The organism is Nocardiopsis sp. iso_25 (genome assembly GCF_056173305.1).
Genome location: NZ_CM149667.1, coordinates 2,271,244 through 2,297,570, shown reverse-complemented (window position 1 = coordinate 2,297,570; position 26,327 = coordinate 2,271,244). Strand labels below are relative to the sequence as shown.

Below are 26,327 nucleotides of genomic sequence, written 5' to 3'. Positions count from 1 at the left end.
GGGGGCTCACTCCTCGGTGTCCTCGGCACCCTCGGCGATGGCCAGCTGCACCTCCACCGGGTCGCGGCGCGAGATCCACAGGGCTCGGCCCGGAGCCATCGTCCGCGCCCGGATGTTGCCGAACAGCATGCCCTCCGAGGGCGGCGCGGACAGCATGATGCTGGGCGTGTTGGAGTCGATGAGCGACCGGATGACGGGGTCGCCGGAGGCCCGGCTGAAACCGCCCGCCGCGTGCACGAGCACCACGTGCATGCCGATCTCCGCGCCCTGGCTGAGCATCGGCAGGAGCGGGGCCAGCGGGTTGGGACCGCTTCCGGAGACCATCTCGAAGTCGTCGATGAGGATGAACAGCTCGGGGCCGGTCCACCAGTCGCGCTTGCGGATGCGGTCGGGCGTGATGTCGGGCCCGGGCAGCCGCGCCTTCATCGCCTGCGCGGCGGCGGCCATCATCTCCTTGACGTTGTCGCCCGAGACCGCGTAGCCCAGCTGCATCTCCTTGGGCACGGCGTCGTAGAGCTGGCGGCGCTGGTCGGCGAGCACGACCCGGGCGGTGGTCGGGCCGTAGTGGCTGCGGATCGCGTTGGTGATGTGGCGCAGCAGCGTGGTCTTGCCGGTCTCGGTGTCGCCGACCACGAGCAGGTGCGGGGTGACGCCGAAGTCGTGCCAGAACGGCTGCATCCGGCGGCTCTCCAGGCCCATGGGCACCTTGAGGCCGCCCATCTTGGTGAGCTTGGAGGCGGGCAGCTCACGGGCGTGCAGGATCGGGGGAAGGGTGCGCACCGGCGGGGCGGGCGGCCCGTCCCAGGCGGCGCGCACGCGGTCGACGAGTTCGTTCGTGCCCTCGGACAGTGTGACCGAGTCGGCGTCTCCGTCGGCGCGGGGCAGACCGGTGAGGAAGTGGTGCTTGGTGTCGGTGATGCCGCGCCCGGGCACCTTGGGCACGGTCTGCGCGGCGCGCATGTGGACCATGGAGTCCACGGGGTCGCCCATGCGCAGTTCGAAGCGGGTGCCCATCAGGTCGCGGACGGAGGTGTGGAAGTCGGCCCAGCGGGGGGAGGCGACCACGACGTGCACGCCGTAGTTGAGTCCGCGCTGCACGATCTGGACGATGGCGCCCACCAGGTCCGCGTAGTCCTGGCGGATGGTGCCCCAGCCGTCGATGACGAGGAAGACGTCGCCGTGGGGCTGGTCGGCGAACTCCCCGGCGGCGCGGCGTCGGCGGTAGGTACCCATGGAGTCGATGCCGTGCTCGGCGAAGAAGACCTCACGCTTGGTGAGGATGTCGTTCATCTCCATGATGGTGCGGGTGATGCGCCGCTCGTCGGTGCGCGTGACGACGCTGCCCACGTGCGGCAGGTCCCTGAGTGAGTTCAGCACGCCGCCGCCGCAGTCGATCCCGTAGAACTGGACCTGGGCGGGGGTGTTGCTCATCGCCAGGGTGAGGATGAGCGTGGCCAGCATGGTGCTCTTGCCGCTCTGGGGGCCGCCCGCGATGCCGACGTGTCCTCCGGCTCCGGACAGGTCCGCGACCAGGGGCAGGCGCTTGTGCTCGAAGGGGCGGTCGATGACCCCCAGCGGCACGCGCAGGGTCGTCTCCTTCTGCCAGGCCAGGCCGCCCCGGGGCAGGCGGACGCCGACCGTGGCGAGCAGCTCGTCCACGAGCGGCGGCGCCTCCAGCGGGGGCAGCCACACCTCGCGGGCCGCGGGCCCGAGGGCGTCCATCCGCGCCAGGGCGATCGCCAGGAGGGACTCGCTGCTCTCCTCCACCTGGACCTGGGGCTCCTCGGGTTCGGGAGCGGCCGTGTCCACGGGGGTGTCCGCGAAGAGCACCACCTCCCCGCCGACGGTGTTCCTGCGGGAGGCGCGGCGTTTGACGCGGTAGGGGCCGGAGACGTAGGCGGCCTTGAAGCGGGTGAGGGTCTCGGTGTCGGTCTTGAGGTAGCCGTTGCCGGGGGCGGAGGGGAGCTGGTGGGCGTCGGGCACGCCGAGCACGCCCCGGCTCTCGATGGCGGAGAAGGTGCGCAGCGCCACCCGGTAGGACAGGTGGCCCTCCAGCTGGTGCATGCGGCCCTCGTCCAGGCGCTGGGAGGCCAGCAGCAGGTGGACGCCGAGGCTGCGGCCCAGGCGGCCGATCATGACGAACAGGTCCATGAAGTCGCGGTGGGCGGCCAGCAGCTCGCTGAACTCGTCGACGACCACGAACAGCGTGGGCATCGGCTCCATGTCGGGGTTGGTCTCGCGGGCCCTCTCGTACTCCAGGGCGGAGCTGTAGTTGCCCGCGGCGCGCAGCTGCTCCTGGCGGCGGACCAGCTCGCCGTGCAGGGCGTCCTGCATACGGCTCACCAGGATGGCCTCTTCCGCGAGGTTGGTGATGAGCGCGGAGGTGTGCTGGAGCTTGTCGAGGCCGATGAAGGTGGCGCCGCCCTTGAAGTCGACGAGCACGAAGTTGAGGGTCTCGGAGGAGTGGGTCAGGGCCAGGCCGAGCACCAGGGTGCGCAGCAGCTCGCTCTTGCCCGAACCGGTGGCGCCGATGAGCATGCCGTGCGGGCCCATACCGCCCAGCGCGGACTCCTTGATGTCCAGTTCCAGCGGCGCGCCGTCGGAGTTCATGCCGATGGGCACGCGCAGCCGGTCCTTCTCGTGCAGCTCGCTCCACATGCGCTCGGTGTCGTGCCGGTGCAGGTCGGGGATGCCCAGGAGCGCGGTCAGCTCGAAGTCGGTGGTGAGCGGCTCGGTGACCTCGACGACCATGCCGATCCGGTAGGGCGAGAGCAGGCGGCCCAGGGAGGTGGCGCGAGGCAGGCTCAGGGTGTCGGGCCTGCCCAGCACCTCCTCGGTGTCGCGGCCGCTGTTGTCGCGGGAGAGCATCACCAGGCGTTCGGTCTCCACCCGCAGGGCCAGGGTGTAGGGGTCGTCCTCGGGTGGCATCGGGTCGGCGACGTCGATGACGACGGCGTTGCGGTAGCCGCCGCCCAGCATGCGCGACCCCGGGGGGACGCGTCCGCCGTCCACGACGATGACGGTGAAGGGCTCCTCGCGGCTGGGGGCGGCGGTGGGGTCGAAGCGGGGGCGGTCGGCCAGGTCGGGGATGAGCTGTTCGAGCTCCATGGAGTCCGTGCACAGCAGCCGTGACTGGCCCGCGCCGTCGCGGGCGGTGGGGTGCTGGCTGTGCGGCAGCCACTTGGTCCACGACCACAGGGGCAGGGTCTCCTCGGAGGCGCACACGGCCACGCGCAGTTCGTCGTGGGCGTGGAAGACGGTGAGCTGGCCGAGGAGCGCGCGGACCAGTCCCCGGCTGGTGTCCAGGTCGCCGCGCATGGTGATGCGGGAGTAGCCGCGCAGGTAGATCTGGACCGGCTGGTCCTCGACGGTCCCGTAGGCGCGGATGAAGCGGCGCAGCGCGTGGGCGCTGAGGGGTTCGAGGTCCTCCACCGGTTTGGAGGAGACCGGGGAGATGGTCATGGACAGCGCCTGTTCGCCCACGGCCATGCGCGCCTCGGCGAAGTCGTCGTCGGTGCCCCTGCGCTCCCACAGCCGGGAGGTGCGCACGATCGACCACAGGGCGTCGGGGTGGGGGGCCCGCCAGAGCATCGCGTCGCGCTGCTCGGTGACCACCCCCCGCAGACGGGTGCGCATCTGCTTGAGATAGCGCAGGTAGTCCTGGCGGTCGTCGTTGAGCTGGCGGCGGCGCTCCAGCATGGTGCGCAGGTACTGGCCGCCGAGCATGACCACGGCGCCCACGAGCATCATGCCGCCCGCGAGGTAGGGCATGATGTTGCTGCCCTCCCCGCCTCCCATCCTTCCGGGGCGGATGATCATCATGAGCATCGCCAGCGAGGTCATGGCCATCGGCAGGTAGGTGAACACCGACGAAACGTTGGCCTGCGGTTCGGGCAGCTCCGGGGGTTCCTGGAGGCTGACCTCGCCCGAGGGCAGGTCCGGCCCGGGACGCCGCGGGGGACGGCGGACGAGGATCGTACTCACGGGGCGGGGTCCTCCCTTGCAGGGAACAGCGGGGAACGGTCCGGAAGCCGGGATCGGAACAGGGACCGTAACCGGCGTCCGGAACCGGACGCCGGAAGCAGAACACTACTGTTGCCAACTAAAGTGACAGACGCCAAAATTTAAAACAACACACCTCCAAAATGGGTCGTCGGAGTGTTACCGTCACTTCCGCCCCTGTCACGACCCCGCCTCATGATGGGCCCCCACCGGATGAACGATGCCGCCTCCCCGGACCTGTGCCGACTGCTGATCCGCGCCCCCGAGCGCTCCTTCGAGATCGCGGCGCCCACCGAGGTCCCCCTCTCCGAGATCCTGCCCACGCTCGTGCTCTACGCCGAGGGTGACAACGGCGAGGACCTGGACGAGAGCGGACTGGAGCACGACGGCTGGGTCCTCCAGCAGCTGGGCGACGAGCCCTTGGAGGAGGACGAGACCCTCCGCTCCCTGGGGCTCTGCCACGGAGAGACCCTCTACCTGCGCCCCCGCCGCGACCAGCTGCCGCCGGTGCACTTCGACGACCTGACCGACGGCGTCGCGACCGGCATGGGCGAGCGCCCCGACCGGTGGCGCCCCGAGGCAACGCGCGTCCTGCTCCAGGCGCTGGGCCTGGTCGTGCTGTTCACCGGCCTGGCCGTCCTGGTCAGCGGCGGACCCGGCCTGCTGACCGCGGTGTCCGCCGCGTTCTCGGCGATCCTCATGCTGCTGTCGGCCTGGGCCGCCTCGCGCGCCATGGGCGACCTGGCCGCCGCCACCGGCCTGGCCGCGGCGGCCACCCTGTACATGGCGGTGGCCGGAGCGTCCGTGCCCTCGGGCGACCCCGGAACCGCGCTGACCGGAGCGCGGGTCCTGACGGGAGCGGTGACCGCCGCCGGGGCCAGCGTGCTCGGCCTGGCCGCCGTGGCGGGCTCGGTGCCCTTCTTCGCCGGACTGTTCACCGCCGAGGTGCTGTGCGCGCTGGGCGCGCTGTCCCTGATGTTCATCCCCGGCGCCACGGTCCCGGCCGTGGCGGCGCTGACGGCGCTGATCGCGCTGCTGCTGGGCACGTTCGCCCCCCAGCTGGCCTTCCGCCTCTCCGGCCTGAAGCTTCCGCCGCTGCCCTCCAACCCCGACCAGCTCCAGGAGGGCATCGACCCCTACCCCGCGCGCGGGGTCCTGGACCGCGCCGCGCTGGCCGACCGGTTCCAGACCTCCCTGTACGCCTCCACCGGCGCCGTCCTGACGGTCTGCCTGGTCGTGCTCGGCGCCTCCCCCGGATGGGTGCCGATCACGCTGTGCGTGATCGTGTCGCTGGTGATGCTCCTCCAGTCGCGCGGGCTGGCCAGCGCCTGGCAGCGGTCCTTCGTGGTCGCGCCTCCCTGGATCGGGCTGACCGTGCTGGTCCTGGTCGTGGTGTGGACGGCCGACCCCCTACCCCGAACGCTCGCCCTGGTGGGCCTGTTCGCCGCCTCCGCGATCCTGGCGGTGGTGTCGTGGAACCTTCCGGGGACACGGCCGCTGCCCCACTGGGGCCGGGCCGCCGAGATCATCCAGTCGCTGCTGACGGTGGCCATCGTGCCCCTGGTCCTGGCGATCTTCGGCGTGTTCTCGCTCCTGCGCGGAATCGGCGGCTGACATGCAGTCACGTCGCGACAGGGTGATGGCCCACAACTTCACGGTGGGCCGCCTGGGCACGGCCATGCTGGAGGGCGACCCCGACGCGGTCGACGCCCCCATGCGCCGCACCCGCACCGGCACCTACATCGGCATCGCCATCGGCGCGGTGCTGTGTATCGGCTTCCTCGTGTTCGGCCTGATCTTCCCCGGGGGCGCGACCAGCTGGCGCCAGGAGGGGCGGCTGATCGTGGACCGCGACACCGGGGCCTCCTACCTGTACTCGGCCGGCACGCTGCGTCCCGTGGCCAACGGGGCCTCCGCCCGTCTGGTCCAGGGCGCCGACGCCGCTGTGAGCCTGGTCTCGGCCGACTCACTGGAGGGCGTCCCCGTGGGCGGCCCGGTCGGCATCGCCGGCGCGCCCGACGCCCTGCCCACGACCGAGGGGCTGGAGCAGTCGGTCTGGCGGGTGTGCGCGCTGCCGCCCGAGGGCGAGGAGGACGAGCGGGGCCGCACCGCCCTCGTGGTCGGCACGGCCCCCGCCCCGAACCAGCCCTCCGCCGAACAGGCGGTCCTGGTCTCCGGCCCCGACGGCGCACCGCACCTGCTGTGGAACGGCACCCGCCTGCGCCTGGACGAGGAGGGCGGCGCCGTCCAGGCCCTGGGCTACGGCACGAGCGACGCCCCGCCCGTCACCTCCGCCTTCCTCAACACCGTGCCCACCGGCCCGGACCTGACCGCGCCCGGGGTCCCGGGCGCCGGTGAGGACGCGGGCGAGTTGTCGGGCGAGCCCCGGCGCGTGGGACAGGTGTTCGCGGTCTCCACCCCCGGTCAGGAGGACCAGCACTACCTGCTCACCCGGGACGGTCTGGTGCCGCTCTCCGTGACGCAGGCGCTGCTGCTGCTGGCCGACCCGGAGGTCGCGGGCGCCGCCTACCCCGACGCCCCCGCCGAGGCCCTGCCCCTGCCCGCCGGTGAGGCGCACGCCCGGCTCTCCGACGGCCAAGGCCCGCGCGAGGAGCGCCACCCCGCCGCCCCGCCGGAGCTGGTGGGCCTCGGCGCGGGCGTGCCGTGCCTGCGGCTGGCCCCCGACGGCTCCCTGTCGGTGAGCATGGACGACCCCGCCGGGGTGGAGGCGTGGCCCGTGCAGGAGCGGCCCGGCATCGCCCCCGGGTGCCCCACCCCCGACCTGGTGGGCATCGCCTCCGGCCGGGGCTCCCTCGCCGCCGCCCAGCCCGTGGGCGGCGGCGGTGCCGCCACCACCCACTACCTCGTCACCGACAGCGCGGCCAAGTACCCCGTTGTCGACGAGGCCGCCCTGACCGCTCTCGGCTACCAGACCGGCCAGGCCGTTCCGGTCCCGACCTCACTCCTGAGGCTGCTTCCCTCCGGGCCGGTGCTCGACCCGGAGGCGGCCGCCCTCCCGCTGGAGTCCTCGCCGATGGTCGAGGACGCCGGATGCCCCTGATGGAACGAACCGAGGAGACCCCGTGAACCAGAGGACACGCACTACAGACGAGGCCGAGCGCATCGCCCAGGAGGCGATGACCGAGGCACACAGCCAGTGCAACACCATCTACACCAACGTGGACAACACACGCGACAGGCTGCGTATGGCCTGGCAGGGAGCGGCTTCCAACAAGTACAGCGAGGCGGTCGTCGGCTGGCTGGAGGAGCTGCGGCTCATCACCAACGACATGAACCAGATGATCGGCACCTTCGGCGGCACCGTCCACGCGATGCACGCCACGGAGGACGCGGCCGTCCTCACCGGTTCGCGGTGGATGGACGAGCTCAACCCGAACCAGCCCGGCTGAGGCCGGACCCCCGCTCCCACCCCGCACGAGACCCCTTCCGGAAGGCGAGACCATGAGCATCAACGGTTTCGACGTCAGCTACAACTACGTCGACGAGGCCACCAACGAGCTGCGCACCCAGACGCAGGCCGTGCAGAACCAGATCGAAGCGCTCGACACCCAGATGCAGACGGTCAAGGCGGAGCTCGACGGTGCCATGGCCGCGGAGTACGACCGCAAGGTCCTGTCCTGGCGGAGCAACGTCGCGGACATGCAGGTCCTGCTGGGCAAGGCCGAGGCCGCCCTGAACGAGATCCGCAACAACTACTCCTCCACCGACGGGCGCGAGGCCATGAACTGGCAGGCGCTGATGTAGTCCGCTCCACCTCCCAGGGGCGGGCGGCCCACCACTCCCCTCGGGGCGCCCGCCCCGCCCCCCATCCCCCACCCCCGAAACCCCAGACGAACGACCGCCCTGCGGGCGGTGAGGAGGCCCTGACGTGGAGTCCCCCCTCTTCGACTTCCGTGCTGCCCTCTCCGGGGAGGAGCCGGACCCGACCGAGACCGAGGAGGCCACCACCCTCCAGCAGCAGGGGACGACGGCCAACCGGCCTGAGTCCGCTCCGGTCAGCGTGGACCTGACCAGCGGTCTGCTCCTGCTACGACACGGTGACTCCTCGGTCGAGGTGGACACCGCCACCCAGGAGGCGGTGCTCGACCCGGGCGAGTCCGAGGTGACCGTCGGCGACGACGGCGTGATGCTGTTCGGCGCGCAACGGGCCGGGGACACCGCCTCCCCGCTGTTCGCCGGTCAGGACACCGAGCACGTCGTCGCCGTGTCCGCCCCCGAGGCCGAGGCCCTCTCCGTCCAGGAGCCCCAGACTTTCGAGCCCCTGCGCGCCGCGGAGCCAGGCACGCCCCTGGAACCGAGTGTTCCCGCGGAGCCGGGCGTGCCCGCCGAATCGCGGATCATCTCCTCGAGCATGTCCTCGGAGGAGGAGGAGAAGGAGAAGGCCGACCTCGAACCCGCCGAACCGCGGACCGTCTCCGCGAACATGTCCGCGGAGGAGACCGCCGACCTCGAAGGCGAGACGACGGCCCCCGAGACCGTACCGCTGGAGTCCGCCTCCATCGCGGAGCCGATGGCGCCCCTGATCACCGAACCCCGGTCCGAGGAGGAACGGGAGGGACTCCAGGACGCGCTGCTGGAGTCGGACCGGGACCCGGCCGGAGAACCGGACACCGGCGTGGAGCCCGTCTCCGCCACACCCATCTCCGCCGACGCCGACGACCCCGAGTACGGCGAGCCCGCCGGTGACGCGTCCGGCGACGAGATCGCCGGGGCTCCGGTCGTGACCCTGGACCCCGAGACGGGTGTCACCACCGTCGAGGCGGGCGATCTGAGGTTCGTCCTGGACTCCGACACCGGCACGATCGAGATCGAGCCCGGCGACAGGAACGTGCCCCTCGACCCCGAGGCCGCGCCGGTCACGATCGAGGCCGGACACCTGGGCCTGACCATCGACCCGGCCGAGGGCACCGTCGAGATCGAGACGACCGGGCCCGGCGAGGGCGAGGAGCCCCTTCCGACCACGATCGAGATCGGCGACCTGAAGCTCACCCTGGACCCCGAGACCGGCGAGGTCTCCTTCGACCCCGGCGACGGGCGGGTGGAGGTCGACCCCGAGACCGGCCTGATCACCGTCTCGGAGAAGAACGAGGACGGCGAGGGCGAAGAGGGAGAGGACAGGCCGGGCGGCGACCGGCCCGGCGAGGAGGAGGCCCACGGAGACGACCGCCCGGGAGGCGACCGCCCCGGCGAGGAGGAAGCCCACGGAGACGACCGTCCCGGTGGTGACGGCGAGGGCAGGCCCGACAAACCCGGTGAGGAGGACTCCCCCGAGCACGTGGGGAACCACCACCCCGACCGCCCCGGCGCGACCGACCCGGGCGGCGGCGGGGTGCCCGGCACCCCTGTGGGCACCACCACGCCTCCGGTCACGGGGGACTCCCCCCGCGAGCCGGACCCATCGGGCGACGAGTCCGACACTCCGGGGAAGGTCATCTCACCGCCCGCCGAGGACACACCCGAGCACGTCACCTCCGAACGCCCCGAAGACGGTGGCGACTCCTCCGAACCGCTCCCCCTCGACCCGGTCACCTCGATCAAGCCAGTGGCCACGACCGAGGGCGACGGTCAAGGCCAGGGGCAGGGCGACGACGGGGAACCCGAGTCGGGCGTACGCGAACAAGACGAGACGGCCGATGGCGGAGGTGGCGAGGGCGACGGCGAGGACGACTCCTCCGAACCAGTCCCCCTGGAACCGGCAAGCATCACCCAACCGGTGCCCACGGCCGAAGACGGCGGTGGCAGCCAGAGCCCCGACGAAACCCACCCCATCGACCCGGTCACCTCGATCAAACCGGAAAGCACCACCGGGGGTGACGGCGGGGACGGCGGCGAATCCCCCGAGCCAGTCCCCTTCGACCCGGCAAGCATCACCCAACCGGTGCCCACGGCCGAAGACGACGGTGAAGAGGATGACACCGACAGCGAGGGCGACGAGGACGAGGAAGGCGAAGGCGGGGAGGACGAGGACACCGACGAAGAAGAGGACGAAGAAGAGGAGGGCACCGGCGAGGACGAAGGCGGCGACGGCGAAGGCAACGGCGAGGGAGACGGAAAGGGGGGCGACGGCAAGGGCGACAAAGGCACCAAGATCGACATGACAGAGATCGAGAAATTCCGCGACACTGTCGTGTTCCCACTCATGGAAGAGGTCGATAGCCTGGAGACGAAGTTCGCTCGCTACAACGTCGAAGGCGGCTACCAGAGGCTTGGAAACCCCGAGCTATTCGAACCGGCCGCACTGCTCACCCAAGAGATCGACGCTTCAATGATCGAGTTCTCCAAGTTCGTCACCGGACTACAAAAAGAACTGATCCAGATCGACAACCAACTCTCGAAATCAACTCGAAAGTTCCTGGAAATCGAGGACGAGAACGACCTCACCGCCCAGGACGTCCAAAACCTGATCTATTCGAACCAGAGCGGCTCTGGCGGTGGCGGTGGCGGTGGCGGTGGCGGTGGCGGCAACGGTGACGGTGACGGCGGACAGGACGAGGAAAGCACCGAGGCCTAGGCCCGGAGCGCAAACCGCGAGGGGAGGGAGCAAGAGATGCCGGACAAGCCGATTCACGAAATCCTGAACATCTTCGCCAACGAAGAAGGCGATTATGGAAAAATGGAATCCATGGAGAAGCTCTTCGACTCCCTCTGGCTCGACCACGGTCGCTACCACTTCCACGAGACCACCGGCTTCAAGGACTGGACCGGCAGTGGCGACAAGAAAGTGGATCGCTGGTGGAAGCACGGAGAGACCCACACGTCGTACTTCACCGCCGGCTACACCTCGTACAGCTACGACTACACCGGCTATGACTACGCCGGCTACAACATGCAGAAGGAGGTATGGGGAGCCGACGGCAAAGGAAACAATGAAAACGAGGGTGGCGATCAGGTCGCGTTCCGTCAGTCACTGAACGACCTGTCGGCGCTCGCTGATTACGCGACCAACAAACTGACGTCCAAGAACTGGGATCTCGAACGGTTACAGGCCACCATCGACCATCTGGACGACTTTCGGGATGCCGTGAAGCCCTACATCGACGGGGAGGGCGGTGGTGTACTGAACAAGCTCTGGCAGGCGATCGACACCCCGGACGGCCCTATGAGGGGCTCGGCCGCGGCGGCGTACAAGTACCGCCTCCAGGACATGGCGTACCGCATGAACCATTTCTACGAGGCGATCCCCAATCTCAGAGCCGGACTGAAGAGGATCAGTGACGACCTGAAGTCTCCCACCGCCGACCTCGCCGACAAAGTCCAGGAAGCCCTCACAACGCGCGGGGGGCAGGTCGGCGACGCGGTCGACGACTGGTACTTCCAGCTCTCCGCGGGGTCGGAGAAGTGGGTCGATCACCGGAACCAGTTCGACATCCTGATCGTCCCGGCCGGAGAGAACGAGGACGGGACGGAGCGGGGAGAGGTCCGCGGCATCGTCGGTGACCCGGATACCGACACCAATGTCAACAACGCCCTCTATCAGAGGTTCCGTGACCACTACAAGACCGTCCACGAGTACGCCAACGGCCTGTACGACAAGATGGAGACCACCTACGACAGCGTCAAGTCGGACTTGAAGCCCGTCGCTGCTCCCACGCCGCTACCGACGCAGACACCCGATCCACCAGAGGACGGCCCCGGCGGCGACGACGGCCTCGACGACTACCTCAAGGAGCTCTTCGGAGACGGAGAGGGCGACGGAGAGGGCGACGGCGGCCCTGACGACGACGGCCTCGACGACTACCTCAAGGAGCTCTTCGGAGACGGAGAGGACGACGGCGACGGCGGCCCCGACGACATCAACCTCGACGACCTCTTCGGAGACGGAGAGGACGGCCCGGGCGACGAGGAAGAGGGACCGGGCAGCGGCGGTGACGGCACCGGCGACGGCGAGGAGGGCCCCGAGCACGTCGACCTCAACGAGGTCTTCGACGAGCTGGGCATCGACCCGCCGTCGAACGAACAGGAGCTCAACGGCCCCGACGGTACGAGCGGCGGCGGCCCCGGCGACGGCCTGAACCCGCCGCCTCCGGTGAACCACGCTCTCAACGGCCCCGGCGACGGCCTGGGCGACAACGGCGGTCCCTCCCCCTACGTCCCATCTCCCCCGTCGGTCCCGCCGCCCCTCGGCCTCAACGGCCCCGGCGACGGCCTGGGCAACAACGGCCTCGTGACACCACCGCCGGTTCCGCCGCCCCTCGGCCTCAACGGCCCCGGCGACGGCCTGGGCGACAACGGTCCCCTGATACCCCCGCCGATGCCCGTACCCCCGCCGCCCCTCGGCCTCAACGGCCCCGGTTCCGGACGTGGCGGCCCGGAGGGCTACAACGGTTCGCTGGAGCGCGACCCGGCGACAGGGCTCCCGCTCAACCCGGAGACCGGCCAGCCGTTCCCGGTCGACCCCGAGACCGGGCTGCCCTACAACCCCGAGAACGACCTGCCCATCAACTACGACCCCGAGACCGGACAGGTCCTGCCCATCGACCCCGTCACCGGACAACCGGTCCCCGACGGGGGGACCGGCAGCTCCTTGGAGTTCGACCCGGCCACGGGGCTCCCGCTCGACCCGGAGACCGGCCAGCCGTTCCCGGTCGACCCCGAGACCGGGCTGCCCTACAACCCCGAGAACGACCTGCCCATCAACTACGACCCCGAGACCGGACAGGTCCTGCCCATCGACCCCGTCACCGGGCAGCCGGTCGGCATCGACCCCGAGACCGGGCTGCCGAACGACTACGGGTACAACGTGCCCACGCCCCCGCCCGACCTCGGGCTCAACGGCCCCGGCACCGGGCAGGACGGCTACGACTACGGGAACGTCGTGCCCACGCCCCCGCCCGACCTCGGGCTCAACGGCCCCGGCACCGGGGAGGACGTGCCGATCAACCCGGTCACCGGCGAGCCCTACGTCATCGACCCGATCACCGGCCAGCCCTACCCGATCGACCCCGAGACCGGAGCGCCGATCACGAACGGCTTCGATGGTCTCGGCCCCTCGCAGCCGCGCCCCAGCGAGCTTCCGCCGCTGGAGTCGCCCAACGACCTGGGCCTCAACTACGGCGGCCTCAGCCCCGGCCCCGGCCCCTACGACAGCCCGGGCACACCGGACAGCTCCGACCGCTCCTCGCTGTTCGCCAACCCCGACGGCACCCAGTACCAGGCGGGCGGCCCCAACGGGGCCTCCGGCGGACAGGGCAACCCGGGTGCCCTCGGCGGCGTCGGCGGCGCGGGAGGGCTGAACGGTCAGCCCGGCGCCGGGGGTGCTGGAGCGGGCGGCATGGGCGGCATGGGCGGCATGCCGATGATGCCCCCCATGATGGGCGGCATGGGCGGCGGCATGGGCGGCGGTGGCGGTGACAACAACCGCGACCGGCAGCGCTCCACCTGGCTCTCCGAGGATGAGAAGGTCTGGGGCACCACGGCCGACGGGCAGAAATCCGCACTGGGACGACCCGTCCTCGGTCAGAACAAGAAGGGAACTCCCCGGCATGAGCTCGCAGATGCAGCGCCAGATGGAAGAGGAACTGGCACAGCTTCACAAGACGATGGACCGACTGGCGGACGCAAGCGCAAGTCTGGAGGAGGCAACCGAAGAGGTCGTGGCCAAGAACAGGCTCGTGGGCGCGAAGGTGAACGCGACGGGTGAACTGGTCGAGCTGAAGTTCCACACCCAGGCCTACCGGGACATGGCCCCCACCGAACTGGCCGCCGCCATCACGGAGGTGGTCAACAAGGCGCGGAACCAGATGGCCGAGCGCGTCTCGGAGGCCTACGGCCCCTTCATGCCGGAGATGACGGGGGTCGAGGAGGTCATGAACGGCGACCTCGACCCGCTCAAGCTGCTCGACCGGCTGGGCATCCCCTCCGAGGGCCCACAGCAGTAGACGGACCCCGCCGCCGTCTGCGGCGGAGGCTGAGGACCAGGACCAGGAAAGGAGGCGGACATGGCGGCCGGCGACAACGGCTTTCGCGCCGATCCCGACGGCATGACCACCAACAGCCAGAAAGTCCGCGAGGCGGCCGAGTACGCCCGCGAGACCGAGCAGTGGCTGGACGACGCGCTGGCACCGCTGCAACCCATCTGGGGCGAGGGCGACGATTTCGCCAAGCAGATGGACAAGTCCCTGGGGGAGCTCAAGACCTCCCTCAGCGAGTTGACGGTCCTCATCGCCACCGCGGCGGAGGATTCGAGCGACATCCTCCTCAAGACCACGGGGTCCGTCATCCGCGAGGAGGAGAACAACACGAACCACGTTCCGGACCTCAACACCCCGGACGGAACCGGAGGAGGCCGCCGGTGATCCCCGATCCCACCACCCCCACCTCCCCGCGCGGCCGCGGGAGCGGCCGCACGGGTCCCCTGAGAAGGAGCTTCGATGTCTGAGAACGCGCAGGCGCGCGGCGCGGCCGAGAGCCCTCCCACAGCGGCGTCCGATTTCCGGTCGGCGCTCTCCGGAGGAGCCGACGGCACGGTCTCCGGTGGGGCCGCGCACATCGCGCCCGCTCCCGCGGTCGGATCCACCGAGGGGGCGGCCGAGGCCGTTCCCGGTCCCCGGATCACCGGTGCCCTGCACGAGCCCGCCGCACCCCAGGCCCCGGAGGTGGCCCTGGACCGCCCGGGCAAACCCGTCCTGGCGGGTGCGGCCATCGCGGGCCTGCTGCTGGTCGCCGCCCCCTTCGCCATGACGGCGGGGGTGCCCGGGGTGACCCTGGACGCGACGCCGCTCGCGTCGGGCGCGGGCGGCGTGGACGGCACCGGCGGCCAGACCTCGGACACCGCCGAGGCGGGCGCCTCGGCGGGCGGCGAGTCCGGAACCGCCGCCGCGCCCGCGGACACGGGCGCCGCACCCGCGCCCCAGCAGGCCGCGGCGCCCCAGGAGACCGGCTACGTCCCCGAGGTGAGCGGCGACGGGGGCGCGACCCCGACGATGCCCGACCCGGGCACCGCCGCCACCGGCGGGGAGAATCCGGTGGAGACCGCCCCCGCCGCACAGGAGAACCCGCCCCCGGCCGCCGAGACGGACGCCCCGGGGACCGAAGGCGGCGCTGCAGAGACGGCCGCCGCCGGGGAGCCGGGGACCGAGGACGCCACGGCCGCCGGGGAGCCGGGGACCGAGGACGCCACGGCCGCCGGGACCGAGGGAACCGGAGACGGCGCGACCGGTGGCGCACCGGCCGAGGGCGGCGACACGGCCGCCGGTCCCCCAGCCGGTGAGGAGGGAGCGGACGGGACGACCGGAGAGGACGCGGCGACCGGAGACAACGAGGGCGCCGGGACCTCCGGGGAGGGTGAGGCCGAAGGAGCGCCCGGGGAGGGCTCCGGAGAGGGCGCCGGAAACGGTGACACCGGCACCGGGAACGGCACTGGCGCAGAGGGGATGAACGCCCCCCTCGCCGACACCACCGGAAACGGCGACACCGCGAGGGAGAACGGTGCCGCCGGAAACGGCGACGCCGCGCGGGAGGGCGGGGCCACGGGGAACGGCGACGCCGCCAACGGCGGGGCGCCGCCCGCCGACGCCCCGGTAGCCGACCCGCCCCCCTCGGAGGGCGGGGGCTCCGTCCTGGCGGACTCGGGCGCGGTGACGGGGGCCTCGGAACCCGAGTCCTTCCTCGCCGTCGCGGGGCCCGGCTGCCAGGCCTCACCAGGAGCCTCCTACGCGAACGAGGGGCGCTGGGCCAGCGCGGAGGGCACCGCCAGTTGGGCCACCCGGCCCGGCGGGTACGCTCAGGAGGGCTGTGACGGCGGTTACGAGGCCCTTCCCGTCTCGGGCGACCCGGAACGGGGCAACGGCCAGTACGCCACCTGGACGTTCACCCCCGGGGAGGCGGGGGTCGCATGCGAGCTCTACGTCCACGTGCCCGACGACGAGAGCCCGCTGTGGATCTCCCCCGGGGAGGCGAAGTACCAACTCTTCTCCGGCCCCTCGGCCGAGGGGCCGCCCGTGGCGGTCTTCGGGATCGACCAGGCGGGGATCCGGGGCGGCTGGGTCCAGGTGACCGGGTTCACCTCCCCCACGGAGGAGTTCACCGTCAAGCTCACCAACGCGGGGGCCGACGCCCTCGCGGACCGGGAGCACGCCAGCTCGCACGTGGCCGCCTCGGCGGTGCGCGCGTCCTGCTCCTGACCCCCGGCGGGGCGGCCCCGGCCGCCCCGCCACCGCCCCTCCCCCGACTTAGGAAGACACCGATGACCAGGCAGCTCCTCACCGTCGACGCCGACGCTCAGGACGGGCACGCGACGATCACCGAGGCGGTCGAGGCCGCTGACAGCGGTGCCCTCATCACCATCGCCCCCGGGCGCTACGAGGAGAGCCTCGTCCTGCGCGACGTGGTCACCCTGATGGCCCGCGACGGCCTGGGCAGCGTGGAGATCACCACCGCCAGCGGCTGCGCCGTGGTCTCGGGCGCCGAGGCGGTCAAACTGTCGGGGCTGGTCCTGCGCGGCCGCCACGCCGACTACCCCGCCGTGGACATCCCCCTCGGACAACTGGAGATGGCCGACTGCGAGGTGGAGGGGGCCTCGTGGACCGCGGTGTCGGTGCGCGGCGGCGGCGCGCTCGCCATGCGCGACAGCCGCGTCACCTGCTCGGCGGGGGCGGGCGTGGTGATCACCTCCTCGGGGCCGAGCGTCATCGAGGACTGCGTGGTCGAGGAGGTCGACACCAGCGCCGTGGTCATCGGCGAGCAGGCCCGCCCCACGATCCGCTCCTGCGTGCTGCGCGACGCCGGGGGCAACGGCGTGTTCGTCAGCGGACAGGCCGCGGGCACGATCCGGGACTGCGAGATCTCGGGGACCAAGAAGCCCGCCGTGGCGCTGGAGGAGGGGGCCGCCACCTCGCTGCTGGGCACGCGCGTACACGATGTCGAGGGCGACGGGCTGGTGGTCTCCAGCAGGTCGCGGCCGGTGGTCGAGGACTGCGTGTTCGAGGACGTGGGCGGGTACGGCATCGCCGTACGCAACGGTTCGGACCCCCAGGTGGCGCGGGCGCGCGTGGTGCGCGCCAAGGGTGTGTCCATCCACCTGTCGGGCCGGGCGCGCGGGACCTTCACCGAGTGCGAGGTGGAGGAGTCGGGCGGCGACGCCGTGCGCGCCGAGGAGCGCGCCTCCACCGCCTTCCTCGGCCTGGTCGTGCGCCGCGGCCTGGGGCTGAGCCTGGGCGGCGACAGTGTCGTGGAGTTCGACCGCGGGCTGGTCAGCGAGACCGCCGGTCCCGGCGTGGTGGTCGAGGAGTGCGCCCCTTTCCTACGCGCGACCGCGATCACCGGAACCCGGGGCCAGGGTGTGGTGTTCGGCAGGGGCGGGCGCGGACGCCTGGAGGACGTGACGCTGGAGCGCACCGGCAAGAGCGCTGTGTCCGTGGACGAGGGCGGAGCGCCCCTGCTGACCGGCGTGCAGATCTCCGGGAGCCGCGACGCCGGGATCTCGGTGGGCTCGGGCGCGTCCGCCGACGTGCGCGACTGCGACGTGTCCGAGTGCACGGGCGACGGCATCGCCGTGCGGGCCGGGGGCAGGGCGACGGTGCTGCGCACCCGGGTCTACAACGGGCGCCGCAACGGCGTGCTGGTGGCGGCCAAGGCGAGCGCCACGCTGCGACGGTGCGAGGTGTTCGGCAACGGCGCCGACGGCATCCTCGTGCACTCCGCCGAGGACGTGGCGGTGGAGGACTGCTCGGTGCGCGACAACGGCCGCTCCGGGCTGCGCCAGACCGTGGCCAGCCAGAGCATGCGCACGGAGGAGCTGCTCAGCCGCGGCAACGGGGCCCCGGACGCGTTCGGCGACCTGGCGGGCGCGCCCGTCCCGATGCCGGACGCCCCCGCCACCGATGAGGGGGACGGGGAGGACGAGGAGGTCGGCCCCATGATGGAACTGGAGGGGCTGGTGGGCCTGGCCGGGGTCAAGCACGAGGTCAAGACGCTCGTCACCCGCAACCAGATGGCCCAGCGCAGGGCGGAGATGGGCCTGCCCACGCCGCCCATGAGCCGCCACCTGGTCTTCGGCGGCGCGCCCGGTACGGGCAAGACCACCGTGGCGCGGCTGTACGGGCAGATCCTCGCCGAACTGGACGTGCTGCGCTACGGGCACGTGGTGGAGGTGGCCCGCGCCGACCTGGTCTCGCAGTACGTGGGCGGCACGGCGATCAAGACCACCGAGGTGTTCGAGCGGGCCAAGGGCGGTCTGCTGTTCGTCGACGAGGCCTACGCGCTGGCCAGCGGCGGCGAGGGCGGCGGCAGCGGTCCCGACTTCGGCCGGGAGGCCATCGACACCCTGGTCAAGCTCATGGAGGACCACCGCGACGAGGTCGTGGTGATCGTCGCGGGCTACACCGAGGAGATGCAGAGCTTCCTCGACACCAACCCCGGCCTGGCCTCCCGCTTCAGTCGGACCATCGAGTTCGCCAACTACGCGCCGGAGGAACTGACGGAGATCGTGCGCAACATGTGCGTCTCCCACAGCTACCGGATGGCGGAGGAGACCGAGGCGGCCCTGCTCGCCCACTTCGAGCGGGTGCCCAAGGGACCGGCGTTCGGTAACGGCCGCGAGGCCCGAAAGCTGTTCGAGGAGATGATCGACCGCCAGGCGTTCCGGCTGGGCGGGACCATCCCCGACAGCCCGGACTCGCTCACCCTCCTGCTGCCCGAGGACCTCGGGGAGGCGGCCGAGGAGGAGCAGATCGGCGGCACGGCGGACGGGATCGCGGCCCTGCGCGAGGAGCTCGACGCCATGGTGGGCCTGGCCAGCGTCAAGGAGACCGTGAACGACCTGGCCAACCTGCTGCTGATGTCCCAGCAGCGGCGCGCCATGGGGCTCCAGGTGGCGGCGATGAGCCACCACCTGGTGTTCGCCGGTCCCCCCGGTACCGGTAAGACGACCGTGGCCCGTCTGTACGGCAAGCTCCTGCACGCCCTGGGGGTGCTGCGCGGCGACCACGTGGTGGAGGCGGCCCGGTCGGACCTGGTCGGGCGCTACGTAGGGCACACCGCCCAGCTGACCGCCGAGGTGTTCGAGCGGGCCAAGGGCGGCGTGCTGTTCGTGGACGAGGCCTACTCGCTGGCACCGCGGGGATCGGGCAACGACTTCGGCCAGGAGGCCATCGACACCCTGGTCAAGCTCATGGAGGACCACCGCGACGAGGCGGTGGTCATCGTCGCCGGGTACACCAACGAGATGCAGCGCTTCCTGGACTCCAACCCCGGTCTGGCCTCGCGGTTCAACCACCAGGTGGAGTTCCCCGACTACAGCGACGACGAGCTGGTCACCATCGTCGAGCGGATGGCGAAGGGGTCGGGCTACACCTGCGGTGAGCAGACGACGGCGGCCCTGCACGAGCACTTCTCGGGGGTGGTCCGCGACGTCAACTTCGGCAACGCCCGCTACGCGCGCCAGGTGCTGGAGCGGATGATCACCCGCCAGGCGGGCCGCCTGGTCAACGGCGTCCAGAACGCCACGATGGAGGACTTCACCACCCTGCTGCCCGAGGACATCCCGGCCCGCTGACCCCGCGGTGCGGGGCGGGGGCGGGGCCGCCTCCCGGAGGGCGCCACGGGGCCGTCCTCCGGGAGGCGGCCCGGCCGCGGACTCAGCCGTGGCCGGGCGCGTGCCCGCCGACCTCCTCGCGCAGCTGTTCCAGCACCCCCGACAGCAACCGCGACACGTGCATCTGCGAGTAGCCCAACCGGTCCGCGATCTCGGACTGGGTGTGGTCCCCGAAGAACCGCAACCGCAGGATCTCCCGCTCCCGCGCGGGCAGCCGCGCCAGCGCGGGCTTGAGCGACTCGCGCTCCACCACCCGGTCCAGCGCCGCGTCCTCACAGCCCAGGTGGTCCTCCAGACGCGTGCCCTCCTGCCCCTCGGCGTCGGAGGAGTCGGGCGCGTCCAGCGACAGCGACCGGTAGGACTCCGAGACCTGCGCCAGCTCGCTGACCTCGGCCTCGGGCAGCCCCATCTCGTGGGCCAGCTCCGCGATCGTGGGCGTGCGCGCGTGCTCCTGCTGGAACTCCCCCGTCACCCGGCGCAGCTTCACCCGGTTCTCCTGGTGGCGGCGCGGCACCCGCACCGCCCAGGTGTGGTCGCGGAAGTGCCGCTTGATCTCCCCCGTCACCGTGGGCAGCAGGTAGGAGATGAAGGGCTTGCCGCGGTCCGGGTCGTAGCCGCGCACGGCCTTGACCAACCCCACCATCGCGGTCTGCTTCAGGTCCTCCAACGGCTCGCCGCGCCCCCCGTAGCGGCGCGCGATCTTGTTGATCAGCGGCTGGTAGAGCACGACCACCCGTTCGCGCAGCTCGTCGGCCCTGGGGTCGTCCTCGGCGAGGTCGCGCAGTTGGGAGATCAGCTCCTCGGGGCGGACCCTCCCGGACTCCCCGGCCCCCCCGGCTTCCCCGGCTTCTTCGGCCTCCCGGACGTCCTCGTTCCCCGTGTCATCGGGGACGGTGTCCTCGACCGGCCTGCGCGGTCTGGGGATCACGGGCAGTCGGCCGGTGACGGTCGTTGACGTGTGTGTTTCGTTGAGAGACGTGGACAAGAGGAAACCCCCCGGTGCTCTGTCCTGTGTGCTCATGTACCTGCCTGGGCAGGACACCGGCGGCGCGATCCAGCGCGCGACCCGCGGGGCCGGTGGCCCTGTGGCTGGCGGGACAGCCGCGATGCACAGACTAGGTTCCCTGAGGAACGGCTTCAAAAGCCACGAATCCAAGTTTTTGTTGCAATACGACAATTAACTTGCAAAAAACGTCAAATTATCTCAAATCCGACACGAATATCCGTTCGTCCCGTGGCCCCGCCGCCAGCGCTCCCGAGGCGCCGCGACCCGCTCGCCCGGTCGAAGGCACCCGCGTCGGTCGGATACACAGTCGCACGGTTCCGGGCTCCGGACGTGGTCCGACACGTGCGCGGGACGCCCGGCCCGCCCGCCTCCGGCACCGGGGTCGGCGGCGGGCGGGAGCCCCGGGCCCCGCCGGGAGGGGCCCCGGACCGGCGCTTCGGGGACACGGGGACACCCGGGCGGGCGTGCGGGCCCGGCGGAGTCCGGGGGTCCGCGGGGCTTCCGGGGAGCCCGGGCCTACCTCGGGGCGAGCGGGCTGGCGAGGAGCAGCCCGGCACCCGTGGCCGTGCCCGCGCCGACGCCGTCCAGGCACAGTTCCTGGAGCGCCTCGCTGTCGCGCACCACGGCCTCGCCGGTGAAGTGGTACCGCGCGGGCCTGCCGCCCAGGTGCTTCCACCGCGCCGAGGTGAGGTCCAGCGCTCCCGCGAGCTTGCCGTCCAGCCAGCCCTCGAACTCCTCCTCCGGAAGGGGGACCCGCTTGCCGCGCGGGCGCGCCCCCTCACCGGCGGCCCCGGCTCCGCGCGGCGCGGTGGGCGCCGTGATGAGCTCCCAGCGGACGGTCTCGCCCTCGGAGTAGCGCGGCATCGGGTGGATCGCGGCGGAGGTCGCGCCGGGGACCTTGCCCCAGGCGGGGGCGGTGTCGGAGCTGACCACCAGCGTGCTCGGCGAGGTGCGCGCCCACAGCACGCGGGCGTCGGAATCGGGGTCGGGATCGACCGCTCTGCGCACGGCCTGCCCCATGACCGCCCACTGGTCCATCCGGGCGCTGCGCTTGGGGTCGAGGTTGATGCGGGACAGGTACAAGGGGTTCCCCTCCGGGGCGTCCCCGCCGGGGCGGGGGTCGGTGTTCGTGTTCGGTCGCGGGCCGTCGAGGATCGCCTCCGCCCGGAACGGAGTTCCCACTGTACGAGGCGCCGCGCCCCGGCTCGGCCCGTCCGCACAGGACCGCTCCCCGGCAGCCGGCACCGGTTCTTCCGGTCCGGCTCCCGGGGAGCGGTTCATCGGTTCAGGACGTGCGGAACCGGCGGCTGCCTCAGTCCAGGTCCCTCACCTGCACGTTGCGGAACCAGACGTCGGAACCGGTGTGGTGGTTCTGCAACCCGATGCGGCCCGAGGACAGGTCCCGGTCGGGGTGGGCGCCCTCAGTGTCGAACTCGTTGATCAGCACGCCGTTGAGGTGGACCGTGACGTTCAGGTCCTCGACCACGATCTCGTAGGTGTTCCACTCCCCCGGCGGGTTGAGCGCCGCGTCCCTGGCCGCGATGTCGGCCCCCTGGAAGTCGTAGATCGCTCCCGTGGTGAGCTCGGGCTCGTCCGTGGCGTCGATCTGCACCTCGAAGGCGCGGTTGCGCACCCCGGGGCCGCCCTCGGGGTCGGGGAGGCCGATGTGCACGCCGGAGTTGTCGTCGCCGCCCATCTTCCAGTCCAGGGTCAGGCTGTAGTCGGTGAGCTCCTCCGGGTGGGTGATCAGGCCGAGCCCGCCGATGGAGCGCATGGTGCAGTCGGCCTGCGTGACGAAGCCGCCGGGCCCGACCATCTCCCAGTCGGCGAAGCTCTCCTCGGTGCCGTCGAAGAGCATGCGGTAGCCCTCGTCGGGCTCGGCCGGGACGCAGGACTCCTGCTGGATCCGCAGGTGGTCCCAGTTCAGGTGGCGGTCGTCGTCCTCGTCGGCGGAGAGCGTGATGGTGTTGGTCCCCTCCCGGAGGTCGAGCCGCTCGACGTGGTCGGCCCACGTCTGCCAGGTCCCGGTCGTCTCCAGTGCGATCTGGCCCCGGTCCTCACCGTTGACGCCGAGCGAGATGGTCTTGGTGCCGGCGAACGGGTCGGGGCCGTTGGAGTAGCGCAGGGTCACCGGGTAGGTCCCGGCCTCGTCGACCCCGACCTCCCAGGTCAGGGAGGCGCCGACGCCGCCGAAGCCGTCGACGTAGCCCCCGCCGGTGAAGTGGGGGTGCTCGTCGTCGATGTCCGCGCCGCCCCGCAGCGTCTCGTCCTCGGCCTCGTACACGCCCGTCTCGTTGGGCGGCTCGACGTAGCCGGGGATGGAGTGGACGGTGTACCAGGCCTCGGTGCTCCACAGCTCGGTGCCGTCCGCGGAGGCGAACGGTCTCGGAGAACGCACGTGCACGACGCGGTCCTCGCGCAGACCGGCGATGTCCAGGCTCACCGTGTGCCCGTCCTCGGAGACCGAGGCGCCGGTGACGGCCAGGGTCTCCTCGTTGCGCTTGGGCCCGCCGTACTGCGAGGTCGGGGTGTAGGACCACTGCTCGACCTCGTACCGCTCGCCGACGTTCTCGACCACGTCGTCGGCCACCGGCCGGGTGTAGGTGATGTCGAACCCGGTCTCGGTGACCTCCATCGACACGATGTCCATGGCCTCCTCGGACGTGGGCGTCAGCTTCTGCAGGCCGTAGGGGAGCTTGCCCGGCTGCTCCCAGTTGCCGCCTCCGCCGATTCCGCCGACGTAGAACGAGCCGTCCGGGCCGAGGGCGAGTCGGCTGACGCCGGACTCCAGGCCCTGGGTCATCCGGAACACCGCGCCCTGCTTCCTTCCGTCGACCTCCTCCAGGAAGGCGCGCTGGATCCCGCCGTAGGTGACGTCACCGAACACCATCTGCCCCGCGAACGGGCCCTCCTCGACCAGCACCGGGTTGGTGGGCGAGTTCGAGATCTCGTTGTGCGGCAGCCACAGCACAGGCTCGGTGACCGGCTGGTCGTCGAAGGGCCCCGCCGGGGTGGTGTAGTGGTTGTAGAAGGCGTCCGGTTCGATCTCGACCAGCTTGGAGGCCGGCAGCCAGTCCCCCTGGTTGTCCGCCACGAAGATCTCGCCCTCGGGGCCCCAGCCGATGCCGTTCGGGGTGCGCAGGCCGCCGGCGACGTACTCCAGCTCGCCGGTCTCCTTGTCGATCTTCACCGAGGTGCCGCGGTTCTCGACGTGCTGGGGCACCGTGGTCCGGCCGCCGGGCGTGATGGCCACCGACAGGTTGAGGTAGTAGTGGTCCTCGTCCGCCAGGAGTCCGAACGCGAACTCGTGGTAGGTCCCGCCGGAGGGCCAGGTGGCGATGGCCTCGGTGGCCTCGTAGAAGCCGTCGCCGTCCTCGTCGACCAGTCGGCTGAGCTGGTGCTTCTCCGAGACGATGACCTCGCCGTCGTCGACGAGCACCCCCTGCGGCTCGTTCATGCCGGTCGCGACGACCTCCGCGGTGGTGGTGCCGGAGCCGGCGTCCTCCCCCACGGTGCCGTCGACGATCTCCACGGCGCCGTCGAAGCTCTCGCGCCCCGCCCAGGTGGTGATGACCATGCGGCCGTCGTCGAACCAGTCCATGCCGGTGACCATGGGCTCGTAGCCCTCCGGCCGCAGGTCGGTCAGGGTGTAGTTCGGGTGCACTCCGGCCAGCGGAGCCCCGTCGCCGGGACTGTCGTCGGCGTCGGTGCACGTCTTGACGCCGGGCGCGGTCACGCGGGTGACTCCGGCGTCGGTGGTCAGCGCCGACTCGGGAACGAGGACGAACCCGTCCGCTCCGGGCGGTCTCCACTCCAGGCGCAGCGCCTTGTCGAAGGCACCCTGGAAGTAGTCGACGCGCAGGGCGTGCGCGCCCGCGGTCAGCTCGACCGAGCCGTCGGCCGCCGTCGGGGGCTGCCTCCGGTCGTTCTCGATGATCTCCTCGCCGTTGACGTTCAGGCGGGACCCGTCGTCACTGGTGATCCGGAAGTCGTAGAGGCCATCCTCGGTCACGTGGATGTTCCCGGTCACGCGCGCCATGAAGTTGTTGGCGATGCCGCCGAACTCCTCGGTGGTCTCCCAGTCGATGTCCGGGCGCAGGACGTCGACGTTGGGCGTCTGCCCTTCGGTCAGCGTGCAGATCTCCTGCGGTTCGAAACCGACGTCGAAGACCTGGAGCGTGACTCCGGGCTCCTGCGGCGGCAGGTCGGTGGGGTCGGCGGCGGCGGTTCCCGCCGGGAGGAGCAACCCGGCGACCAGGGTGGACCCCAGGGCCGCGGCCAGGTAACCGCGTGGTCGAGCAGGCATGGACTTTCACCTCGCGTGACTGGATGTCGTCGTCTTCGTCGGCGCGCGCGGCGCCCGCCCGTGTCGGGCGCACGCGTGGACGCGGTACTGGTCGGGGGGGTCGGGGCACGGTGAACCGCCGCGCCTGGCGGATGTGGGCGGGGCCGAGGGCGGGGACGGGAGCGGCGGGAGGATCGGCCGGGGCGGGGGGCGGGGCTCTCACTCAAAAGGAGAGCGACTGCCGACAGGACGAAGGAAAGGGCGTGGGGGCGTTCCGGGAGGACAGGGGGTCCGAGGAGGGTACGGGTTTCCGGAAGGAGCCCTTCGGGGTGCGGTGATTTCTCTGTCGGGGGGCCGTGGCGGGGGTTGTCCGGAGGATTCGGGGTTTCTCAGAGGAGGCGGGACACCCCGCCCTCCTCGAACTTGTCGAGCCGTCCGCACATGCCCCAGGCCGGGGCCGGTTCGCCCCGGTGGACCGCCGCGGAGGACAGGTGCGCGGTGTCGCCCCCGGCGAGCGCGTCGAGGTGGGCGGCCGTGCGGGAGACCTCCGCCGCCGGACCCCGTGCGAACCGGGCGCGCCAGTCGGGCAGACGCGCGGAGACCAGACGCAGGGCGGATGCGTGGAAGTCGGTCATCGCGGACCGGTCACCCGCTTCCAGACGCTGTCGCAGGTCGGCGAAACCGGAGAGGGCGAGGTCTCGTCGGGCCCTGGCGGCGCGCTCGGGGTCGGCGGGGTCGAGGGAGACGGCCTCCGCGTAGGCCCGCGCGTCGGAGAGCACGTCGGGTGGGAAGGTGAGGACGGCGTCACCCGCCTCGGGAAGGCCCGCGTTCTGCATGAGGACGATGATGCGCAGGCCTCCGTCGTTGACGAGGCGGTGCACCGTACCGGGTGTGAACCACACGAGGTCGCCGTCGGCGAGCGGGGTCGAGGCGAAGCCGTCCGTGGTCAGGGTCTGCACGGCGCCCGAACCGCCGACCACCGCGTAGGCCTCGGCACAGGCCAGGTGGATGTGCGGGGTGCCGCCGCAGAGGCCGTCGGAGCCCTGGGCGGCTGGCCAGTCGTAGACGCGCAGCCGGGACAGGCCGATCCCGCCCGGCAGCGACGGCGCCTCGGAGGCGCAAGCCTCAGGCCCGGCGTTCAACGGTGACTCCCTTCAGCGGTCCGCCGGCTCTGCGCAGACCGGACCGGCGCCCTCCATGCGCGGCGGCGGGCGGATCCGGTGCCGCCGGACGGGGGAACGCGGGGCGGGAGGCCGCCGAGGCGGCGGCGAGAACCGCGCCGCCCGAGAGTTTCGGCCGGTGGGGACAGGACGGCGGTGCACTCATGGGCAGACCCTCGATCGCTCGAAAGAAAGCGCTTTCTGTGCGGCAAAAGTACGTGCGCGTCCACATGTTGTCAACATCACATCACCGAGAGTTCACGCGTCGGCCTTCCCCCGCGGGCCCCTCGGAACCGTCGACCGACAGCCTTCCGCGTCGCA

15 protein-coding genes are annotated in these 26,327 nt (G+C 71.7%); 10 read left to right on the top strand and 5 right to left on the bottom strand.

Annotated features, from left to right (window positions below; genetic code table 11):
• Positions 1-6: 6 nt before the first annotated feature.
• Positions 7-3,984 (bottom strand): type VII secretion protein EccCa, encoded by a 3,978-nt coding sequence (eccCa, locus tag AC0VX6_RS09980; RefSeq protein ID WP_274977251.1) that lies wholly within the window; start codon positions 3,982-3,984, stop codon positions 7-9.
• A 213-nt stretch (positions 3,985-4,197) separates the two neighbouring features.
• Here eccCa and eccD point away from each other — a divergent pair, with 213 nt between their 5' ends.
• The 10 genes from eccD (at position 4,198) to AC0VX6_RS09930 (ending at position 19,516) form a co-directional block, all read left to right on the top strand.
• Complete coding sequence (gene eccD / locus AC0VX6_RS09975; protein WP_274977250.1) at positions 4,198-5,616, top strand: type VII secretion integral membrane protein EccD; 1,419 nt, start codon at positions 4,198-4,200, stop codon at positions 5,614-5,616.
• A gap of 1 nt (position 5,617) precedes the next feature.
• Positions 5,618-7,063 (top strand): type VII secretion protein EccB, encoded by a 1,446-nt coding sequence (gene eccB, locus AC0VX6_RS09970; protein ID WP_274977249.1) that lies wholly within the window; start codon positions 5,618-5,620, stop codon positions 7,061-7,063.
• A gap of 22 nt (positions 7,064-7,085) precedes the next feature.
• The gene (locus AC0VX6_RS09965) at positions 7,086-7,412 is read left to right on the top strand and encodes a WXG100 family type VII secretion target (RefSeq protein WP_274977248.1); all 327 of its coding nucleotides are present in this window, start codon (positions 7,086-7,088) and stop codon (positions 7,410-7,412) included.
• Positions 7,413-7,464: 52 nt separating this feature from the next.
• Positions 7,465-7,767: a WXG100 family type VII secretion target gene (locus AC0VX6_RS09960; RefSeq protein ID WP_274977247.1), complete on the top strand. Its 303-nt coding sequence runs from the start codon at positions 7,465-7,467 to the stop codon at positions 7,765-7,767.
• A 124-nt stretch (positions 7,768-7,891) separates the two neighbouring features.
• On the top strand, positions 7,892-10,534 hold the full coding sequence (locus AC0VX6_RS09955; protein WP_475468285.1) for an AAA family ATPase: 2,643 nt from the start codon (positions 7,892-7,894) through the stop codon (positions 10,532-10,534).
• 102 nt (positions 10,535-10,636) lie between these two features.
• Complete coding sequence (locus AC0VX6_RS09950) at positions 10,637-13,663, top strand: hypothetical protein (RefSeq protein WP_475468283.1); 3,027 nt, start codon at positions 10,637-10,639, stop codon at positions 13,661-13,663.
• Positions 13,563-13,901, top strand: a complete 339-nt coding sequence (locus tag AC0VX6_RS09945; protein WP_274977244.1) for a YbaB/EbfC family nucleoid-associated protein — start codon at positions 13,563-13,565, stop codon at positions 13,899-13,901. Before AC0VX6_RS09950 ends, AC0VX6_RS09945 begins: the two co-directional genes overlap by 101 nt.
• Positions 13,902-13,961: 60 nt before the next feature.
• Positions 13,962-14,318: a hypothetical protein gene (locus tag AC0VX6_RS09940; RefSeq protein ID WP_274977243.1), complete on the top strand. Its 357-nt coding sequence runs from the start codon at positions 13,962-13,964 to the stop codon at positions 14,316-14,318.
• Positions 14,319-14,393: 75 nt separating this feature from the next.
• Positions 14,394-16,145, top strand: a complete 1,752-nt coding sequence (locus tag AC0VX6_RS09935) for a hypothetical protein (protein ID WP_274977242.1) — start codon at positions 14,394-14,396, stop codon at positions 16,143-16,145.
• 62 nt (positions 16,146-16,207) lie between these two features.
• On the top strand, positions 16,208-19,516 hold the full coding sequence (locus AC0VX6_RS09930; protein ID WP_475468281.1) for a right-handed parallel beta-helix repeat-containing protein: 3,309 nt from the start codon (positions 16,208-16,210) through the stop codon (positions 19,514-19,516).
• Positions 19,517-19,598: 82 nt separating this feature from the next.
• Here the strand turns inward: AC0VX6_RS09930 and AC0VX6_RS09925 are convergent, their stop codons facing one another.
• From AC0VX6_RS09925 to AC0VX6_RS09910, 4 genes are all read right to left on the bottom strand, one after another.
• Positions 19,599-20,483, bottom strand: coding sequence for a SigB/SigF/SigG family RNA polymerase sigma factor (locus AC0VX6_RS09925; RefSeq protein WP_475468279.1), 885 nt, complete (start codon positions 20,481-20,483; stop codon positions 19,599-19,601).
• Between the two features lie 594 nt (positions 20,484-21,077).
• The gene (locus AC0VX6_RS09920; protein WP_475468277.1) at positions 21,078-21,644 is read right to left on the bottom strand and encodes a type I-E CRISPR-associated protein Cas6/Cse3/CasE; all 567 of its coding nucleotides are present in this window, start codon (positions 21,642-21,644) and stop codon (positions 21,078-21,080) included.
• A 229-nt stretch (positions 21,645-21,873) separates the two neighbouring features.
• Positions 21,874-24,867, bottom strand: coding sequence for a 3-keto-alpha-glucoside-1,2-lyase-like domain-containing protein (locus tag AC0VX6_RS09915; protein WP_475468275.1), 2,994 nt, complete (start codon positions 24,865-24,867; stop codon positions 21,874-21,876).
• Positions 24,868-25,235: 368 nt separating this feature from the next.
• Positions 25,236-25,988 (bottom strand): cupin domain-containing protein, encoded by a 753-nt coding sequence (locus AC0VX6_RS09910; RefSeq protein WP_475468273.1) that lies wholly within the window; start codon positions 25,986-25,988, stop codon positions 25,236-25,238.
• Positions 25,989-26,327: the final 339 nt, after the last annotated feature.

What these genes read in the sequence shown, in the direction of transcription:
- AC0VX6_RS09940 (WP_274977243.1), top strand. Translation starts at nt 13,962, where the DNA reads ATGGCGGCCGGCGACAACGGCTTTCGCGCCGATCCCGACGGCATGACC.
- AC0VX6_RS09930 (WP_475468281.1), top strand. Translation starts at nt 16,208, where the DNA reads ATGACCAGGCAGCTCCTCACCGTCGACGCCGACGCTCAGGACGGGCAC.
- AC0VX6_RS09950 (WP_475468283.1), top strand. Translation starts at nt 10,637, where the DNA reads ATGGAATCCATGGAGAAGCTCTTCGACTCCCTCTGGCTCGACCACGGT.
- AC0VX6_RS09935 (WP_274977242.1), top strand. Translation starts at nt 14,394, where the DNA reads ATGTCTGAGAACGCGCAGGCGCGCGGCGCGGCCGAGAGCCCTCCCACA.
- AC0VX6_RS09945 (WP_274977244.1), top strand. Translation starts at nt 13,563, where the DNA reads ATGGACCGACTGGCGGACGCAAGCGCAAGTCTGGAGGAGGCAACCGAA.
- eccB (WP_274977249.1), top strand. Translation starts at nt 5,618, where the DNA reads ATGCAGTCACGTCGCGACAGGGTGATGGCCCACAACTTCACGGTGGGC.
- AC0VX6_RS09915 (WP_475468275.1), bottom strand. Translation starts at nt 24,867, where the DNA reads ATGCCTGCTCGACCACGCGGTTACCTGGCCGCGGCCCTGGGGTCCACC.
- AC0VX6_RS09960 (WP_274977247.1), top strand. Translation starts at nt 7,465, where the DNA reads ATGAGCATCAACGGTTTCGACGTCAGCTACAACTACGTCGACGAGGCC.
- eccD (WP_274977250.1), top strand. Translation starts at nt 4,198, where the DNA reads ATGATGGGCCCCCACCGGATGAACGATGCCGCCTCCCCGGACCTGTGC.